Here is a 19900-nt window from a genome sequence, read left to right on the forward strand (position 1 = left end):
CAAAATAATTCGAATGAGAAAAAATTCACAAACTTTTCGTTCATTTGTACTTTTCAAAGTTAACCTATGCTATAATTGTGAATGTATTGGAAAGTAAGCAGTGTGGGAGGTACATACGTATGTCAAATGAAATTTTAATCGTAGATGATGAGGATCGAATTAGAAGATTACTTAAATTATATTTAGAAAGAGAATCTTTTGAAATACATGAAGCTAAAGACGGTAGTGAAGCGTATCATATGGCAATGGAACATGATTATGCATGTATATTACTAGATTTAATGTTGCCTGAAATGGATGGTATTGTTGTTGCTTCTAAACTAAGAGAGCATAAAGATACACCAATTATTATGTTAACAGCCAAAGGCGAAGAAACAAATCGTGTTGAAGGTTTTGAATCAGGTGCAGACGATTACATTGTTAAACCTTTTTCACCAAGAGAAGTTGTGTTACGTGTAAAAGCATTACTAAGAAGAACACAGGTCGCACATACAGAACAGAGCGAACCACATGCGCGTGATTTGATAGAATTTGATCATTTAGTTATCGACAATGATGCTCATAGAGTGCTTGCAGATGAGAGCCAAGTAAACTTAACACCTAAAGAGTATGAATTATTAATATTTTTAGCGAAAACACCTAATAAAGTATTTGATAGAGAACAACTGTTAAAAGAAGTGTGGCATTATGAGTTTTATGGAGACTTACGTACCGTAGATACTCATGTTAAACGCTTAAGAGAAAAGTTAAATCGCGTTTCTGAAGAGGCTGCTCAGATGATTCAAACTGTTTGGGGAGTAGGTTATAAGTTTGAAGTTAAATCAAATGATGAACCGACTCAATAATGTAGTCATAAAACTGTGGTTAACTATAATATTTATAGTAACGACAGTTTTAATTTTACTTAGCGCAGCCTTAATCACATTTATCCAATCATACTTCACACAGGAAACAGAAGATTCTTTACTCAAAGATGCTAAACGTATTAGTGAATTAGTAGCAAGCTCTGATAATAAAGCAACCGCGATTGAACACAGTCGTAAGTTGATTGAAGGCCCTGTTGGTCTCATTATAATGAATGATAAAAACAGTCAAAATAGTAAATATGGCAATACTAAACAAAAGATGTTAAATGAAATCAAACAAAATAAAGACTATGATGACGTATTTAATAAAGGAAAGAAAATTTCGGAACACGTTAATGTAAAAATTAATGATCAACAACATACTTATGTATTAATTGGATATCCTTCAAAGAATTTAAGCGATGTTAAACAAGATGAATACGGTGGTGTCTTTATTTATCAAGATTTAAAAACCATCGAAGATACTAATAATTTAATCACGGTTATTATTTTAATTATTGCCATTATTTTCTTAGCAATTACAACGATATTTGCTTTTTTCCTTTCTTCTCGTATTACGAAACCTCTAAGAAATCTACGGTCTCAAGCATTGAGAGTTTCAAAAGGACAATATGCGCAAGTTGAACCCGTAAATTCAAAGGATGAAATTGGAGAATTATCTCGTGCCTTTAATACGATGAGTTCTGAAATCCAACAACATATCGATGCACTGTCATCTTCTAAGAACATTAGGGATAGTTTAATCAACTCCATGGTTGAAGGTGTATTAGGATACAACGATAAGAAGGAAGTTATTTTATCTAACCAAATGGCTCAAAATACATTACAACTTTTAGATGAGTATTCATTAGAAAAGCTTGATGAACAAACAGAATTAACTTTTAAGAACAAACATACACAGTTTGAAGAATATGAAATTAATACTAGATATTTTGTAATCATTACTAGTTATATAGAGCAAATTCAACCAGATGGACGAAGTGGTATCGTGGCCATCATAAGAGATATGACCAATGAACATAATATTGATCAAATGAAGAAAGATTTTATAGCAAATGTTTCACATGAATTACGTACACCCATTTCTTTATTGCAAGGCTATACAGAATCAATCGTTGATGGGATTGTTACTGAACCTGAAGAGATCCATGAATCCTTGAGCATCGTCTTAGATGAGACGAAACGTTTAAACAGACTGGTTAATGAACTCTTAAATGTTGCTAGAATGGATGCAGAAGGGTTAAGTGTTGAACGAGAAATCCAACCTATTGATCCGTTGTTAAATAAGATGCAATTGAAATATCAACAACAAGCTGCAGACTTAGAACTAACCATGAAATTAAATCCAATTTCTAATGGAGCGCTCTGGTATTATGATTCTGATAGAATTGAACAAGTGCTTACGAATCTGATTGATAATGCATGTCGATATACAGAACCAGGAGATACAATAACCGTCGATATTGCGGAAAATGATCATGACAACTTGTTATATATTACCGATACAGGAACGGGTATTGCTCCCGAACATTTAGAGCAAGTCTTTGATCGTTTTTACAAAGTAGATGCAGCACGTAAAAGAGGTAAGCAAGGTACCGGACTTGGACTATTTATATGTCGAATGATTATCGATGAACATGAAGGTAAGATACTCGTAAAAAGTGAACTCGGTCAAGGTACAACATTTATTATTCGCTTACCGAAACCACCAACTAGAGATTAAAGGAATAAGTCATTGATGATTTTATGTGTAACGTCAAAAATGATTATAATAATCATCTAACTAAATAAGGTGAAGCGCCTCCGATTTATACAATTTAATGTGTAAGGCGGAGGTGTTTTTTGTGATTATAGCTTTAAAATAAAAATTGAAATCATTTTACATCGCTATTTAGTACTGTGTGTAAAATTTAATTTTATATTGCTGGTAAATTAGCACTAAATACTGTAAACAATATCATTGTCTTTATCTGAGTTATACGCTATGATATATTTATAAAATTTAAATGTTCATCTTCGGGGTAGGGTGTAATTCCCAACCGGCAGTAATATAAGCCTGCGACCTATTTATTGTTCAATAAATAGCTGATCTAGTGTGAATCTAGAGCCGACAGTATAGTCTGGATGGGAGAAGATGGAGGGTTAATTTGTTGTGCAATTAAATCCTCCTATTCTGAGTAAGATGAATGGAAGGAGATAATTGAATATGCAACAACAAACCAAACGTCTAATAACGATTAGTATGTTAAGTGCGGTAGCTTTTATATTAATGTTTATCAAGTTCCCGTTACCATTTTTACCACCATATCTAACATTAGACTTTAGTGATGTACCGGCACTTCTTGCAACATTTACATTAGGACCCATTGCTGGCATCATCGTTGAATTTATTAAAAATTTATTGAATTTTTTATTCAATGTAGGGGATCCAATAGGACCGTTGGCCAATTTTTTAGCAGCCACAAGTTTTATACTTACTGCGTTTTATGTTGCTAAAAATAAAAATAACGCTAAATCATTAGTTACTGGTTTAGCTGTAGCAACCTTAATAATGACATTAGTATTAAGCATTTTGAATTATTTTGTGTTGTTACCACTCTATGGCATGATTATGAATTTATCAGATGTTTTTGGTAATTTGAAAATAATTATAGTATCAGGTGTTATACCTTTCAATATTATTAAAGGTATTGTTATTTCAATTATATTTATCTTATTATACAAACGCTTGAATAGTGTTTTACCGAGATAACAAATTGCGCTAACATACACTAACGTATCAATAAATAGTGACAAATAAAATTTTGTTTTCATATAACAAAAGCGCATGTTTAAATTAACTTAAACATGCGCTTTTCCTATAATAAGGTTAAAATATAGTTCGTCACTTAAAATCTATTCAAATTTCAGTGCGTCCCCATCAAAAGATTCTTCTTCAATTTTAATTGAATCAGTAGGACATCCCTCTAATGCATCTTCCATATCTTCATATAATTCTTCAGGCACTTCAGCAGTACCTTGGTTGTCATCAAGTATTACAAAAGCAATACCTTCATCATCATAGTCATATATATCAGGGGCAGCAGCACCACAAGCACCACATGCAATGCAAGTATCCATATCGACAATAGTATATTTAGCCATTTTCTTCGCCTCCTTTGACAAAAATGCTACAATAAAATCACAATTAATATTGTAAGCACTGTACTTATTTTTTTCAATGTTTTCGTTTTAATTAATTAGGGGAGTAAACATGCAAAATTTATTTCATTTCATCCAACAAAATACACACCATTATAAAACCGAAAAAAGCATATATAATATTATCATAGGCAAAAAATCACATCAAACCTTTTTTGATGCATGTAGCCAACAATTACTATCATTATATCATAGCTTACCTAATATCCAGTATCCGTCATTCGAGCGATATTATAATCTGAGCCAATCAGAAATAGAAACAACATTAAACGTACGCGTACATCCAAGATATACATTTGATAGTCTCGTTAATACGTTTCAAGCAATACAATTATTAACACAAACGATTTCACAATTACAGCATAAGGATAGTCAATTTATCCCTCTCACTCAACAGCAAACTATACATAAACGTGTTAAATATGTATATAAATATCTTAAAGAGGCAAACCTCGAACAAGATTTTATTGCAGAACTTCATATGTTATTCGAAGCTATTCATAAAGAAAACCAAGGGACTTACATTCATTACTACTTACAAGGGTTTGAAGATAGCATGTACACTAGACAGCAAGTTAGTTTAATAGAAGGTTTGCCACAAGAATTATTATTTGAATTAGAATTAAACGATTTAGTTGTAATGATGTTTCAAATTGAAGATAATCAACGTTACCCTATTTTGCATCAGTTAATTGTGTTACCTACGCTATTACATAAAACAGATTTATCTTTTGAAGGCTTAAAAAAAGGACTAACTATGGATGATTTGGCACAACATCAACAAGTTAAAATTAATACAATTGAAGACCATGTCTTAGAATTGTTTATAAAGGGATATTTATCAAATTATAAAGCGTTTCTAAAGGATGATTTAAATTCTGATTTTCTAAATTATTATATACAGCATAAGGATGAAAGATTGCGGAACTATAAAGAACGATTCCCGTCATTAAGTTACTTTACAATCAAGCTTATCATTGTAGGCATAGAAAGAGGTGAGCTACATGCTGATTGACGAACTGAAACATTGGTTTGGATTTGAAACATTTAAGCCTGGACAAGAAGCAATTATTAAAAGCGTACTAAACCAACAAGATACATTAGGTATATTACCAACTGGTAGTGGTAAAAGTCTGTGTTATCAATTACCTACATATATTAAACAACAACCTACATTAATTATTTCACCACTTATTTCGTTAATGGATGACCAAGTTATGCAACTTAAAGCACATGGTGAACATAAAGTGAGTTGTATTCATTCTGGTATGGATGAAGATGAACGTTCAGCAAATATCAAAAATCTAAAGCAAAGTCGTTTTATCTTCTTAAGCCCTGAATTTATACTCCAACCCCATAATTTCAAACTCATTAAACATATTAACTTTGGTCTTATTGTTTTAGATGAAGCCCACTGTTTGTCAGAATGGGGCTATGATTTCAGACCACATTATGCACTTATAGGAAAAATCATTCAACAATTTACTAACGTTTCTATATTAGGATTAACAGCGACAGCACCACCACATCTATTATCTGATTTGAACCAAATGTTACGTACTCAATTCAATGTAGTTAAAACAAGTATGAATAGAGACAATATTTCACTACACCATCAAAATTTTGCAGATGATGAAGAAAAACTCAAATGGTTGCTGCCAACATTAGAACAATCTGGACCGACAATTATCTATGTTTCATCAAAAAAAGTCTGTTTATCATTAGCTCAAGAAATTTATCAACAAGGCTTTTTAACAGGTATTTATCACGGTGATCTATCCTATCAGGAACGGCAAACGGTTCAACATCAATTTCTTAATAACGATATTCCTATCATTGTTGCTACAAGTGCATTTGGAATGGGAATAAACAAAAAAGATATTCGTACAATCATTCACTTTCATCTTTCAACTAGTCCGTCGAATTATTTACAAGAGATTGGTCGTGCTGGGAGAGATGGCAAACAAAGTCAAGCCATCAGTTTATATCAACCAGATGATAGTTTCTTACTTGAAACACTGTTATTTACTGATATTATAACTAATGAAGATGTTAATGCATTTGAATTAGGTATGGATTTAATACCTTATAAAAAAGAAATTATTGAAATTTTAAGTAGTTATTATACATTTAATGAATTACGACATATATTTGAAAATACTTACCAACGTAAAAGAAATGGTTATATCAGAATGTTGGGTTATAAGAATTTAGATCAGTGTAGACGCGCATATCTTATGGAATTTTTTGGTGAATTTGTGAATAAACGACCTGAAAAATGTTGTGATAATGATGCTGATATTGAATTAATAAAAATATTTAATCGCAAAAAAGTAAAACGTAAAATTGATTATAATGAAAAATTAAAAAATTTGTTCAAATAGATAGACAATTACTTTACTTAACATTTTCAAACAAGCTATAATACAACTTATAATGACATAAATATTGTAGTTTTCTTAAAATAGGTATACATATTTACGTTTGATTAGGGTAAAACAGTATATACTTAATATATAAATAAAGGAAGGATGATGAATTTGTCTAACAACAACTTTAAAGATGATTTTGAGAAAAATCGTCAATCAATTGATCCAAATGAACACCTAGACAAAACAAATGAATCTGTTGACGCTTCTGTTGACAATGCAAAAGAAGAAGTATCCGACAAAAACAATGAGCAATTCCCTCCAAGAAATGCTCAAAGAAGACAACGTAGACGAGATACAGCAACAAATCAAAATAAAGGGGAACAATCTGATCAACAACAAGAGCAACAACTTGATCAAGAACAACACCTTAATGACCAAAACAAATCATCATCAGACTTTAACCAGTCACAAGATCATGATGATCATTCACGAGACAATAATATCTATCAAGAAACTTCTGATGAACAACATCGTAACAATCAATATGACAAATCAAATAACGACTTAAAGCAACAAGAAAATCATGACAGAAGTGACGTAAACACTCGTAAAGATGATACTGATTTATCACATCAAGATAAAGATGCAGCTGACAAGCGAACTGCAGATGATAAACATAATGGTAAAGGGTCTGCCATTGCTGGTGGCGCAGCAGCTGGTGCAGGTGCAGGTGCTTATGCTGCAAATAAACACAACAACGACAAGCATTCTTCGAAAGAACAGCATGTTGATGATCAAAATGATACTACAAATCGTGAGCAAGACGCTACACAGACAGGTGGTACTACTGCTGGTGCTGGCACAGGCTCATATGCTGCAAATAAGGATGATGCTGATAATAGAGTCAATGATCCAGAGCATAATAAAAATAACAAGGAACAACATGAGCAAAATGAATCAACCGATTCAAAAGATGGTTCCAAGAAAAAAGGCGCTGCTATTGCTGGTGGTGCTGCTGCAGCGGGCGCAGGTGCAGGTGCTTATGCTGCTAGCAAATCAAACAAAGATAAAAACGCAGAAAGTAACACTGCAGACAATAAATCAAACGAATCACAATCAAAAGAACAACATAATGAAGAAAAGAACAACGGTAAATCCAAGAAAAAAGGTGCCGCAGTTGCTGGTGGTGCTGCTGCAGCGGGTGCTGGTGGCGCCGCAGCAGCTTCAAAAGCAAGTGGTTCCGGTTCTAATGGAAATGGCGGAAACAATCATCAAAATAATAGTAATAATAACGATGATTACAAACGTAAAAAGAAAAAAGGCGGCTTATTAGGTAAATTATTACCAATTTTAGCAGCAATCTTAATTTTGGCGGCAATTGGTATTTTCGGTGGCATGGCCTTAACTGGAAATAATGATGATAAGAGTGCTAACGATGATAAAAAAGTAGCTGATAATAAAGACAAAGACGGAGATAAAGATAAAAAAGCTGATTCTGATAAAGATAAAGATAAGTCTAGCGATGACAAGTCTAAAAGTTCAGATGACAGTGAAAAATCATCTGGTGCGTCTGACGGCAGCGACTCTGACTCTGATCAAGCTACAAGTGATGCAGATTCATCTGACAACAGTAGTCAAAGCAGTAGTTCTGATCAAGCTACAAATGGTTCTGATTCTAGTGATCAAAGTGCTAGTGATAGTAACTCAAGTGGTGCAGCTACTGACCAAGGTCAATCTAGCTCTTCTAACAGCGATGATCAGTCAACAAGTGGCCAAAATAGTTCCCAAGATTCACAACAATCAACAAACACTTCAGGACAACGTACTCATGTTGTAAATGGTCAAAACTTATATAGAATTGCTATTCAATATTATGGTGAAGGAACACCTGAAAATGTCGAAAAAATAAGACAAGCTAACAACCTTTCAGGCAATGATATACACAATGGTCAACGTTTAGTAATTCCACAATAATAAAATTTTAAAGTGATACTAGCATTAATACACACGCTTTAAATAGGCGAGCTAATCTTATTCTTTGGATTAGCTCGCCTTAATTTATACATTGAAAATTTCCTGCTGCAATTAGTGACATTGGTATATGATTAACTACTTTAAGTTATTGTTTAAAAATATGTTTATCTTACAATTATATATTCTAAATTTAAATAGTTGATATATAGAAGTTTCAGTTTCTTTCATTTGGTTTTTTTATAACTACTGGTATAATATATGAGTGGTTAAAGGAGGACAATTACGTATGCAAACAGTCGAAAGTATCATCATAGGCGGAGGTCCTTGTGGACTAAGTGCCGCTATCGAACAAAAAAGAAAAGGTATCGAAACATTAGTTATTGAAAAAGGTAACGTCGTAAATGCAATTTACAATTATCCAACGCATCAAACATTCTTTTCATCAAGTGATAAATTAAGTATCGGAGACATTCCTTTTATTGTAGAAGACAGTAAACCTCATCGAAACCAAGCATTAGTATACTATAGAGAAGTTGTTAAACATCATCAATTGCGTATTAATGCTTTTGAAGAAGTCCTTACCGTTAAAAAGATTAATAATCGATTTACAATTACAACGACTAAAGATGTGTATCAATGTAGATTCTTAACAGTTGCTACAGGTTATTATGGACATCATAATACACTTGAAGTTGAAGGTGCAGAACTTTCAAAAGTTAAACATTATTTTAAAGAAGCGCACCCTTATTTTGATCAAAATGTGGTTATAATAGGAGGCAAAAACTCTGCAGTTGATGCGGCATTAGAACTTGAAAAAGCTGGTGCTAATGTTACAGTACTATATCGTGGTGAAGCTTATCCACAAGCAATAAAACCATGGATATTACCAAATTTTGAATCTTTAGTAAGAAATGAAAAAATCAATATGCACTTTAACGCTGAAGTTATAAAAATTAATGAAAACTCAATAGAATATAAGCAAGATGATCAAATATTCGAAATCCCTAATGATTATGTATTTGCGATGATTGGTTATCATCCAGATTATGACTTCTTAGAATCAATAGGGATTGAAATAAACACAAATGAATTTGGTACAGCACCCGTACACAATAAAGAAACCTACGAAACTAATGTAGAAAACTGCTATATTGCAGGTGTAATCGCTGCTGGTAATGATGCAAATACCATCTTTATTGAAAATGGAAAATACCACGGTGGCATAATTACACAAAGTATTTTAACTAAAAAGCAAACACCGCTTGAATCATAATAGATAGGACAATAAATATAAATAGATTCTGAGATGTAAAATCTTCGAACAAGTTTAAGAAGACAATTTCTATTGAAATAATATAGAAATTGTCTTTTTTATAATTATTAGAAGTAGTAGCACGATGATGTTGGTATTCATCAATATTCAGTTCCAAGGTTTGATAAAACAATTTCAATAATATATCATCAACTAACAATTAAGGGGATTCGTATTGTAGTTACCTTTGACAGTAAAGTTGAGTTGCAGTCTTTATACTTAAAATAGCTCATTTGTTTAGTTTAATTATAGTTAGTAAATGAACAAAAGGATCATTTTTGCCCATAGTATTTTAATATGAATTTATACACAGATACAAAGTATGTTAGCGTGACTCCTGAGGGAACAGGACAAGTTGAAGACTACAGGCTAAAGCTGTCCCCTAGGAAAGCGATTTAACAATATATAATATGAATGAAAATCTAGTAAATAAAATATTATAAATTTAATGATTGATATACCAACAAATACAAGACGAATTGAATAGAAGAATTTAAATGTATGATAATTTAATAGGCACAAATAATTTCAACGTATTTTGGCGAGATTCCTGAGGGAACAGGACAAGCTGAAGACTACAGGCTGAAGCTGTCCCCTAGGAAAGCGAGCCAATAATATATATAATCAAAAAAGCACTCAGATAAATTGAATTCAATCATCTGAGTGTTATTTTACCGAAATTCATATACAAGACTTTATTATTTATAAAACCTATTGATGAAATGCAATTTAAAGTCATACTTTTAATAGACTTATAAATTTGGACTATCAATCTATCAATCAAATCCACAAATTATAATTGAGATTCAAAATAATGATTTAATTCGTCACTATTTAAATTGTTGCTGAGTCCAACTAATAATTTTAATCTGGCTTTTGGTCCATTTAATCCATTAGAAAATATAACACCTTGACGTTCTAACGTTGCGCCACCACCTTCATATGCATAAATAGGGCCAACAATCCCATTAAATGAACGTGAAACAAGTACAATAGGAATACGTTGATTTAAACAAGCAGCTAAACCTTTTAAACAAGTAGGTGGTAAATTACCTTGACCTAAGGCTTCTATAATAATCCCATCAACCTTTTGTTTACTATAAAATTCTAAAACATCATTATTCATACCCATGTATGCTTTTACCAAAGGAATATTTAAATTTTGATCGATTTTATCTAATATCTGATGTTCGAAAGGTTTGTGATGAAATTGGACACTATTTTTAGTCACTACACCTAACGGTCCATGGTTTGGACTTTGGAAGGTATTCGTATTTGATGTATGTGTTTTAGTAACATTTCTAGCTGTGTGTATTTCATCATTAAATACCACCATAACTCCCATATTTGTGGATTCATCACTCGTCGCAACACGAATTGCCGATATAAAATTATACAAACCATCTGCACCAATTTCATTTGAGGAACGCATTGCACCTGTAATTGCAATCGGTTGGGAAATTTCTACTGTTAAATCTAATAAATAAGCAGTTTCTTCGAGTGTATCGGTACCATGAGTAATTACAAAACCATCATATTGATTTTCTTTAGCTGCTGATTCAATAATGTCCTTTAATTGCTCAACATAATGAATATCCATATGTGGTGATGGTACGTTAAATGGTGTAATTTCTGTTACGTCAGCATATGCTTTAATAATTTCTTGATGTGTTGAAATTGGATTCTTCTCATTAGTAACAACTTGATTTGATTCATCTTGCGACATGCTGATTGTGCCACCTGTATGTATGACAAGAAGTTTTTTCATGCGTGCATTCCTCCTATTAATATAATACATATTTATGATAAAATATTATTCATAAAACAACAAGGAAGGTTTTCTGAAATGAAACGAATAAATATCGCATTAGATGGTCCTGCAGCCGCAGGTAAAAGTACAATTGCAAAAATAGTTGCTGCAAAATTATCAATGATATATGTCGATACGGGAGCAATGTATCGTGCAATTACATATAAATATTTACAACAAAATAAAACAGAAGATTTTGAGACATTAATTGCAGGTTCTGAATTAGCTTTAACATACGACGAAGTGAAAGGACAACGTGTCATCTTAGATAATCAAGATGTTACAGACTACTTAAGAGAAAATGACGTTACGAATCATGTTTCATATGTAGCTTCAAAGGAACCGGTAAGAACGTTTGCAGTAAATAAACAACAAGAATTGGCAGCTAAAAAAGGTATCGTCATGGATGGAAGAGATATTGGTACTGTTGTATTACCTGATGCTGATTTAAAGGTATACATGATCGCTTCAGTTGAAGAACGTGCTATTCGTAGACAAAAAGATAATGAGGAAAGAGGCATTGAATCAACTGTCGAGCAACTTAGACAAGAAATTGCAGACCGAGATCATTATGATATGAATCGTGAAATCTCTCCACTTAAAAAAGCAGATGATGCGGTAACTTTAGATACTACTGGAAAGGATATTGAAACTGTAACTAATGAGATACTCGATATGGTTTCATCGTTGGCATAAAACTATTTCAGCTCATCTTATTAAAAGCAACGTAAAAATTGACTAAAAAAGTTATATATTATTTCGAATAGGGTATAACAAGGATGTACAATTTTTTATGATTTTATTACTACATATATTGGCATAAATGTAAAATAAAAGTAAAATTCATTAAATTTCAGTGAGTTTAAATCAAAATATTTTTACATTTATATAACAAAATGTATGGCATTCCTCTAAAAGAGTAGAATTTCTTGACAATTTTGACAGTTTATAAGATGTTATAAATATGTAGTGTAATAAGGAGGCAGACAAGATGACTGAAGAATTCAACGAATCAATGATCCACGATATTAAAGAAGGGGACAAGGTTACTGGCGAAGTTCTAGAAATAGAAGAAAAGCAAGTAATTGTTCATGTAAACGGTAGTAAGTTTAATGGCATTATCCCTATTAGTCAACTTTCTACTCATCACATTGATACACCTAGTGATGCTGTGAAAGTCGGTGACGAAATTGGTGCATACGTTACAAAAGTTGAGTATGACGAAGAGAATGAAACAGGTGCATATATACTATCAAAACGTCAACTTGAAACAGAGAAATCATATGAATTCCTGCAAGAACAGCTTGATAACAATGAGACAATTGAAGCCAAAGTAACAGAAGTAGTTAAAGGCGGATTAGTTGTGGATGTAGGACAACGAGGTTTCGTACCTGCTTCATTAATTTCAACTGATTTCATTGAAGATTTCTCTGATTTTGAAGGTCAAGTCTTAAAATTAAAGGTCGAGGAATTAGATCCTGCTAATAATCGCGTCATCCTTAGTAGAAAAGCTGTAGAAGAATTAGAAAATGCAGAGAAAAAGGACGCTTTATTATCTTCATTAAATGAAGGCGATGTTATCGATGGTAAAGTTGCTCGTTTAACTAACTTTGGTGCGTTTATCGACATTGGTGGCGTAGATGGTTTAGTACATGTTTCTGAGTTATCTCACGAACATGTTAAATCTCCTGAAGATGTCGTTTCAATTGGTGATGATGTTAAAGTAAAAGTAAAATCAATCGATAAAGATTCTGAAAGAATCTCATTATCAATTAAGGATACTTTACCTAGTCCGTTTGAATCTATCCAAGGAGAGTTTAGCGAAGGCGATGTTATCGATGGCAAAGTTATCAGATTAGCTGAATTTGGTGCTTTTGTTGAAATTAAACCAGGTGTACAAGGATTAGTACACATTTCTGAAATTAGCCACAAACACATCGGTACTCCGAGCGAAGTACTAGAACCTGGTCAAGAAGTTAAAGTGAAAGTACTTGGTGTGGATATAGATAACGAACGTATTTCATTATCTATCAAAGCAACATTGCCAAATGAAGAGTCTGATGATCACTCTCAAGAAAGCAGTAATGAAGAGACACAATCATACTTAGATAGTTCATCAGATGAGGATGATAATCCTACACTCGGTGATGTCTTTGGAGATAAATTGAAAGACTTTAAATTTTAATTTGACCCATATATACCAATTTAAATCTTGTCCTTATGATTTCATAGGACAAGATTATTTTTTATGTGCTTATATATACTGAAATGAAGCAACATATTCCGATTATCATTCAAGAGAGGCGATTGATTTAATATTTCTTTTGAATTAATTAAACCATGTGATAAAATTATAGAGATTATAAAAGAGAGGAAGTAAGTTATGACTAAACCTATAGTAGCGATTGTAGGAAGGCCCAATGTTGGTAAATCTACAATCTTTAATAGAGTTGTCGGTGAACGTGTATCTATTGTTGAGGATACACCCGGAGTAACTCGTGATAGAATTTATTCATCAGGCGAATGGTTAACACATGATTTCAATATTATTGATACTGGAGGTATTGAAATTGGTGATGCACCATTCCAAACACAAATAAAAGCACAAGCAGAAATAGCTATAGATGAAGCAGATGTCATCATCTTTATGGTAAATGTACGTGAAGGGTTAACTCAAAGTGATGAAATGGTTGCCCAAATGCTATATAAATCGAAAAAACCAGTCGTACTTGCGGTTAATAAAGTAGACAATCCTGAAATGCGTAATGAAATTTATGATTTTTATTCATTAGGATTCGGAGAACCATACCCTATTTCAGGTTCGCATGGCCTTGGCCTTGGGGATTTGTTAGATGAAGTTGTTAAGCATTTTAAAGACGAAGAACCTGAACCTTACGATGATGATACTATCCGTTTATCTATTATTGGTAGACCAAACGTTGGTAAATCTAGTTTAGTTAATGCCATTTTGGGTGAAGAACGCGTTATTGTATCTAACGTAGCTGGTACTACAAGAGATGCGGTTGATACAGAGTATAGTTATGATGGGCAAGATTATGTATTAATTGATACTGCTGGAATGCGTAAAAAGGGTAAAGTCTATGAAAATACTGAAAAATATTCTGTATTACGCGCATTAAAAGCGATCGAACGTTCAAATGTCATTTTAATCGTTATAGATGCTGAACAAGGTATTATCGAACAGGATAAACGTGTTGCGGGCTATGCTCATGAAGAAGGTAAAGCAATTGTTATCGTAGTCAATAAATGGGATACAGTTGATAAAGAAACGAATACAATGAAAGAATTTAAAGATGAAGTTCGTAAAGAATTCCAATTTTTAGATTATGCAGAAGTTGCATTTATTTCTGCAAAGGAAAAACTTAGATTAAAAACACTTTTCCCATACATTAGAGAAGCTAGTGAAAATCATAAAAAGCGTGTTCAAAGTTCAACTCTAAACGAAGTAATTACAGATGCCATTTCTATGAACCCAACACCTACAGATAAAGGGCGTCGATTAAATGTGTTCTATGCGACTCAAGTGGCAATTGAACCACCTACATTTGTAGTATTCGTTAATGATGTAGAATTAATGCACTTTTCTTATAAACGTTATTTAGAGAATCAAATCAGATCAGCATTTGGTTTTGAAGGAACACCTGTGCATATTATACCAAGAAAACGAAATTAATTAGACCGGAGGGGATACCATGTCAAACGTTACCGTATTTGGCACTGGAAGTTTTGGAACCGCACTTGCGAATGTCTTAGCAGAAAATGGACATCAAGTATTAATGTGGGGAAAAAATGAACAAACAATTAACGATATCAATGAACAACATAAAAATACAAAGTATTTAAATGATGCAATTTTAGATTCATCGATTAAAGCAACATTAGATATTGAAGAAGCAACACAATTTGCGGATATTTATTTAATGGCACTGCCTACAAAAGCAATGCGTGAAATTGCTAAAAAAATCGATAGCTTGCTAACAACTAAAAAAACATTTATACATGTGGCGAAAGGTATTGAAAATGACACCTTCAAACGTGTTTCAGAGATGTTAGAGGATTCAATTTCTCCTGAACACAATGCTGGCATCGGTGTACTATCTGGACCAAGTCACGCTGAAGAAGTTGTTATAAAACAACCAACAACTGTTGCCGCATCATCAAAGTCAAAAGAAGTTAGTTTGTTGACACAAGATTTATTCATGAATGAATATTTGCGTGTATATACAAACGACGATTTAGTTGGTGTTGAATTAGGTGGCGCATTAAAGAATATTATCGCTGTTGCTAGTGGTGTGATTACAGGCATGGGCTTTGGCGACAATGCTAAAGCAGCACTAATGACAAGAGGGCTGGCAGAAATAAGTCGTCTTGGTGAAAAGCTAGGTGCAGATCCACTTACTTTCTTAGGTCTTGGTGGCATTGGAGATTTAATCGTTACATGTACATCGACACATTCTCGTAACTTTACTTTAGGATACAAATTAGGTGAAGGTAAATCACTAGAAACAGCTTTAGATGAAATGAACATGGTTGTCGAAGGCGTTTATACGACGAAATCAGTTCATCATTTAGCTAAAAAGCATAATGTTGAAATGCCAATCACTGAAGCTTTATATCGTGTTTTATTTGAAAATACACCTGTATCAGAAAGTGTCAAAGACCTCATGGGACGCGGCAAAAAGTCCGAATAATAAAGTATTTTTACACTTTTAATTAAATTTATAACAATTTGTCATCAAAATCCCATTATTTCAACGTTTTTTGCGCATAAATCGTTGCAGTAGTGATTATCGTTGTGTTAAAGTCAAAGCATAATGATACAAAGTTATCATTATAGACCCTAGGGGAGGTGAATTCATAATGAACAAAACAGATTTAATCAATGCTGTAGCTGAACAAGCTGAATTAACTAAAAAAGAAGCAGGTTTAGCTGTTGATGCAGTATTCGAATCAATTCAATCATCACTTTCTAAAGGTGAAAAAGTACAATTAATTGGATTCGGTAACTTTGAGGTACGTGAACGTGCTGCACGTAAAGGCCGTAACCCTCAAACTGGTAAAGAAATTGATATCCCTGCAAGCAAAGTTCCAGCATTCAAAGCTGGTAAAGCTTTAAAAGACGCAGTTAAATAATTCTTTACTTTTACTTAAAGCCCTTTTAAAGGGGCTTTTTCTTTTTGTAATTTTTTCGATGACGCAATACATAAAAATTAAACAATAACTCTCATTTAAGTGATTTACATAAAATTAGGGATTTAAAAATTCCATAATCTTCAACAAACTGTCATTAACTGGTATATTTAACATTAAATATTAATAACTTTAATTATCGTTGATTTTATTTTTCATTATATAATGTTAATATGTATATTGATAATAACGTGAGGTGTGAACATGGAAACGACATTAAGCATATTAGAAAAACAAATTAGCAGCAGACTTAAAGGTGTAGACCATTATGAATCTATATATTTCAACCAAATATTAGGTCAAATACTTGATACATACGATATTCCTGAAGAAGCGAAATTAGCTTGCCTCACTATAGATACTGCAATGCGCCACTTAGATGAAGCCTATATAAAAGATACTTCAAAGAAATCTATTTTAATCGGTGATTTAATAAGTGCCCATTTTTATACATTATTAGCAAGTTTAAATAATCCAAGTTATCAAAAGGATATCAGTCGATCAATTGTGGAGGTAAATGAAATTAAATCATCTGTACACCAAGATGATTTAGATAAATCAGAAATGGGTTCTCACATACTAAAAGTAGAGAACATTTTTTTAATGATTACGTTGAAGCATTATGCCAATGAAGCAATTGATATACAAAGCATTAATGACAAACTATTAAGTCAACTCATTGAACAGAAACCTGCTTATTTAAAAAAATATACAGATAACGAAATTAAATTATTCATTCAAAATATTTAACAAAACTGAAATCAAATTTAAAAGAGGTAATAACTATGGCAGATAATAAAGTAAACAAGGAAAAAGTGCATAACGTTTTTCAAAATATATCAGGAAAATATGATCGATTAAATAACATCATCAGCTTTGAACAACATAAGACTTGGAGAAAGCATGTTATGAAAGAGATGAAAGTTAAACCGGGTTCAAAGGCCTTAGATGTTTGTTGTGGAACAGCTGATTGGACAATTTCACTTAGTAAGGCAGTAGGCCCAACAGGTGAAGTAACAGGTGTTGATTTCAGTGAAAATATGCTTGAAGTAGGGAAGACAAAAACGCAAGATATGGACAATATTAATTTAGTCCATGGTGACGCAATGAACTTGCCTTTCGAAGATAATGAATTCGATTACGTTACAATTGGGTTTGGTCTTAGAAATGTTCCCGATTATTTGGCAACGCTAAAGGAATTAAACCGCGTATTAAAACCAGGGGGAATGGTAGTGTGTCTCGAGACAAGCCAACCTACAACACCTGGATTCACACAGTTATATAAATTTTACTTTAAATTTATCATGCCTATTTTTGGTAAAATTTTTGCTAAATCCAAAGAGGAATATGAATGGCTTCAACAATCAACATTTGATTTCCCAGATAAAGAGAAATTAAAAAGACTATTTTCACAAGCTGGATTCAGTAACATAAAAGTACGTAGCTTTACAGGTGGCGTTGCAGCAATGCACCTTGGCTATAAATAAAATCGAATTAACCAAAGGTGATTAGCGTGTCAAAGTTAAACATGAACAACGAAATTAAAAAAGTAGAAAAAAGAATCGAACAAGCAATTATCAGCAAAGATCCGACACTAGAAGCTGCTGCCAAGCATTTATTCACATCAGGTGGAAAACGTGTTAGACCCGCATTCGCTATTTTAAGCGGACAATTTGGTGAAACAGAAAGCGAAGATGTGTATAGAGTAGCTGTCGCATTAGAATTAATTCACATGGCCACACTGGTTCATGACGATGTGATAGACAAGAGCGATCGTCGCCGTGGCCGTTTAACTATTTCTAAAAAATGGGATCAGAGTACTGCAATATTAACTGGCAATTTCTTACTTGCATTAGGCTTAGAATATATTTCGTATATAGAAGATAATCGGGTTCACAAAGTTATTTCACACTCTATTGTCGATGTTTGCAAAGGAGAATTATTCCAATTTCAAGACCAGTTTAACAGCAATCAAACTATTACTAATTATTTAAGACGTATCAATAGAAAAACTGCATTGCTTATCCAATTATCTACAGAAGTTGGCGCTATTGCTGCAGGTGCAGATATTAAAACAATCCACAATTTAAAAATGATTGGTCATTATATAGGTATGAGCTTTCAAATTGTAGATGATATTCTTGACTTTACTAGTACGGAGAAGCAATTAGGCAAACCTGTAGGAAGTGATTTAATGAATGGTCATCTTACATTGCCAGTACTGCTTGAAATGAAAGTTAACACTGAATTTAAAACACAAATTGCAGCGCTTAGCCCTGAGAGTAATAAAGCAGAATTTGAGGCATGTATCAATACAATACGTCAATCAAATGTGATACAAACTGCCCAAGAAATTAGTGATAAGTATCTCGATAAAGCTTTGAGTCTGATTGATGAACTTGAAAATGACAGTGCAAAACCATTATTTAAAAAGATTATTAAAAAAGTTGGAAAAAGAAATGTGTAAGTTATGTGAAAAACGTTGAAAGCGCTTTAATTACCTGTTAATATAGGAATGTATCAGATAAGTATATTTATTTGGATATATCTTATTGTGTATAACGAATTTTACACTTAAACAACAATACAGGGGGATTTACACAAGATGGAAAGAACTTTTTTAATGATTAAACCGGACGCGGTACAACGTAATTTAATTGGAGAAATTATTTCTCGTATAGAACAAAAGGGGTTAAAGATTGTGGGGGGTAAATTAATGACAGTGCCACAATCACTTGCTGAAGAACATTACTCTGAACATAAGAGCAAGCCTTTCTATAACAATTTAATTGAATTCATTACTTCTGCACCAGTATTTGCAATGGTTGTTGAAGCTGAAGATGCTGTACATATCTCGCGTCATATTATTGGCAAGACAAATCCATCTGAGGCAACTCCTGGTACGATTAGAGGAGATTTAGGTTTAACAGTTGGAAGAAACATTATTCATGGATCTGATTCTGTAGAATCTGCAAAGAAAGAGATTGCTTTGTGGTTCAAACCTGAAGAACTTAGCGATTATACTGAGACTCGCGAAACTTGGTTATATGAATAATACCATTTTACATATATTATAAAATTGAGACCCTTGAGATGAATTTCTTGAGGGTTTTATTTTTTATGCGCTTTTAACATTACGTTATATCACCTTTTT

General features: G+C 32.8%; 18 protein-coding genes and 1 riboswitch. Of the genes, 16 read left to right on the forward strand and 2 right to left on the reverse strand.

The genetic code is table 11. The annotated features are described in order from the left end of the window. Positions 1–119 precede the first annotated feature (119 nt). The 3 genes from SH09_RS05560 (at position 120) to SH09_RS05570 (ending at position 3618) form a co-directional block, all read left to right on the forward strand. Positions 120–845 (forward strand): response regulator transcription factor, encoded by a 726-nt coding sequence (locus SH09_RS05560; RefSeq protein WP_042738632.1) that lies wholly within the window; start codon positions 120–122, stop codon positions 843–845. After that, positions 829–2589, forward strand: a complete 1761-nt coding sequence (locus tag SH09_RS05565; RefSeq protein WP_042739028.1) for an ATP-binding protein — start codon at positions 829–831, stop codon at positions 2587–2589. The genes SH09_RS05560 and SH09_RS05565 overlap by 17 nt, the downstream gene beginning before the upstream one ends. A 285-nt stretch (positions 2590–2874) precedes the next feature. Beyond that, positions 2875–3006: riboswitch (FMN riboswitch) on the forward strand. 66 nt (positions 3007–3072) lie between these two features. Then, positions 3073–3618: an ECF transporter S component gene (locus SH09_RS05570; protein ID WP_042738633.1), complete on the forward strand. Its 546-nt coding sequence runs from the start codon at positions 3073–3075 to the stop codon at positions 3616–3618. Positions 3619–3761: 143 nt separating this feature from the next. Here the strand turns inward: SH09_RS05570 and SH09_RS05575 are convergent, their stop codons facing one another. Further along, a complete protein-coding gene (locus SH09_RS05575; protein ID WP_042738634.1) occupies positions 3762–4010 on the reverse strand; it encodes a ferredoxin in 249 nt (82 codons plus the stop codon). A gap of 109 nt (positions 4011–4119) precedes the next feature. Here SH09_RS05575 and SH09_RS05580 point away from each other — a divergent pair, with 109 nt between their 5' ends. From SH09_RS05580 to ypdA, 4 genes are all read left to right on the forward strand, one after another. Beyond that, positions 4120–5082: a helix-turn-helix domain-containing protein gene (locus tag SH09_RS05580; RefSeq protein ID WP_042738635.1), complete on the forward strand. Its 963-nt coding sequence runs from the start codon at positions 4120–4122 to the stop codon at positions 5080–5082. Continuing rightward, complete coding sequence (locus tag SH09_RS05585) at positions 5072–6451, forward strand: RecQ family ATP-dependent DNA helicase (RefSeq protein WP_042738636.1); 1380 nt, start codon at positions 5072–5074, stop codon at positions 6449–6451. The genes SH09_RS05580 and SH09_RS05585 overlap by 11 nt, the downstream gene beginning before the upstream one ends. 150 nt (positions 6452–6601) lie before the next feature. Beyond that, entirely contained in the window at positions 6602–8413 is a 1812-nt protein-coding gene (locus tag SH09_RS05590; RefSeq protein WP_042738637.1) for a LysM peptidoglycan-binding domain-containing protein, read from the forward strand. A 286-nt stretch (positions 8414–8699) separates the two neighbouring features. Continuing rightward, positions 8700–9686, forward strand: coding sequence for a bacillithiol disulfide reductase YpdA (gene ypdA / locus SH09_RS05595; protein WP_042738638.1), 987 nt, complete (start codon positions 8700–8702; stop codon positions 9684–9686). A gap of 832 nt (positions 9687–10518) precedes the next feature. Here ypdA and SH09_RS05600 read toward each other — a convergent pair. Further along, complete coding sequence (locus SH09_RS05600) at positions 10519–11493, reverse strand: asparaginase (protein WP_042738639.1); 975 nt, start codon at positions 11491–11493, stop codon at positions 10519–10521. A gap of 78 nt (positions 11494–11571) precedes the next feature. On the opposite strand from SH09_RS05600, the gene cmk reads away from it, so the two are divergent. The 9 genes from cmk (at position 11572) to ndk (ending at position 19801) form a co-directional block, all read left to right on the forward strand. Beyond that, positions 11572–12231 (forward strand): (d)CMP kinase, encoded by a 660-nt coding sequence (gene cmk / locus SH09_RS05605; protein WP_042738640.1) that lies wholly within the window; start codon positions 11572–11574, stop codon positions 12229–12231. A 295-nt stretch (positions 12232–12526) separates the two neighbouring features. Then, entirely contained in the window at positions 12527–13720 is a 1194-nt protein-coding gene (gene rpsA / locus SH09_RS05610; protein ID WP_042738641.1) for a 30S ribosomal protein S1, read from the forward strand. A gap of 198 nt (positions 13721–13918) precedes the next feature. Further along, positions 13919–15229: a ribosome biogenesis GTPase Der gene (der, locus tag SH09_RS05615; protein WP_042738642.1), complete on the forward strand. Its 1311-nt coding sequence runs from the start codon at positions 13919–13921 to the stop codon at positions 15227–15229. A 19-nt stretch (positions 15230–15248) separates the two neighbouring features. After that, positions 15249–16247, forward strand: a complete 999-nt coding sequence (locus SH09_RS05620; RefSeq protein ID WP_042738643.1) for an NAD(P)H-dependent glycerol-3-phosphate dehydrogenase — start codon at positions 15249–15251, stop codon at positions 16245–16247. 169 nt (positions 16248–16416) lie between these two features. Then, positions 16417–16689: an HU family DNA-binding protein gene (locus SH09_RS05625; protein ID WP_015900354.1), complete on the forward strand. Its 273-nt coding sequence runs from the start codon at positions 16417–16419 to the stop codon at positions 16687–16689. Between the two features lie 261 nt (positions 16690–16950). Further along, a complete protein-coding gene (locus SH09_RS05630) occupies positions 16951–17496 on the forward strand; it encodes a hypothetical protein (protein WP_042738644.1) in 546 nt (181 codons plus the stop codon). A 35-nt stretch (positions 17497–17531) separates the two neighbouring features. Further along, on the forward strand, positions 17532–18233 hold the full coding sequence (locus SH09_RS05635; RefSeq protein WP_042738645.1) for a demethylmenaquinone methyltransferase: 702 nt from the start codon (positions 17532–17534) through the stop codon (positions 18231–18233). A gap of 26 nt (positions 18234–18259) precedes the next feature. Continuing rightward, the gene (locus SH09_RS05640) at positions 18260–19213 is read left to right on the forward strand and encodes a polyprenyl synthetase family protein (protein WP_042738646.1); all 954 of its coding nucleotides are present in this window, start codon (positions 18260–18262) and stop codon (positions 19211–19213) included. A 138-nt stretch (positions 19214–19351) separates the two neighbouring features. Further along, positions 19352–19801, forward strand: coding sequence for a nucleoside-diphosphate kinase (gene ndk, locus SH09_RS05645; protein ID WP_042738647.1), 450 nt, complete (start codon positions 19352–19354; stop codon positions 19799–19801). Positions 19802–19900 lie beyond the last annotated feature (99 nt).

The organism is Staphylococcus gallinarum (assembly GCF_000875895.1).
GTDB lineage: Bacteria > Bacillota > Bacilli > Staphylococcales > Staphylococcaceae > Staphylococcus > Staphylococcus gallinarum.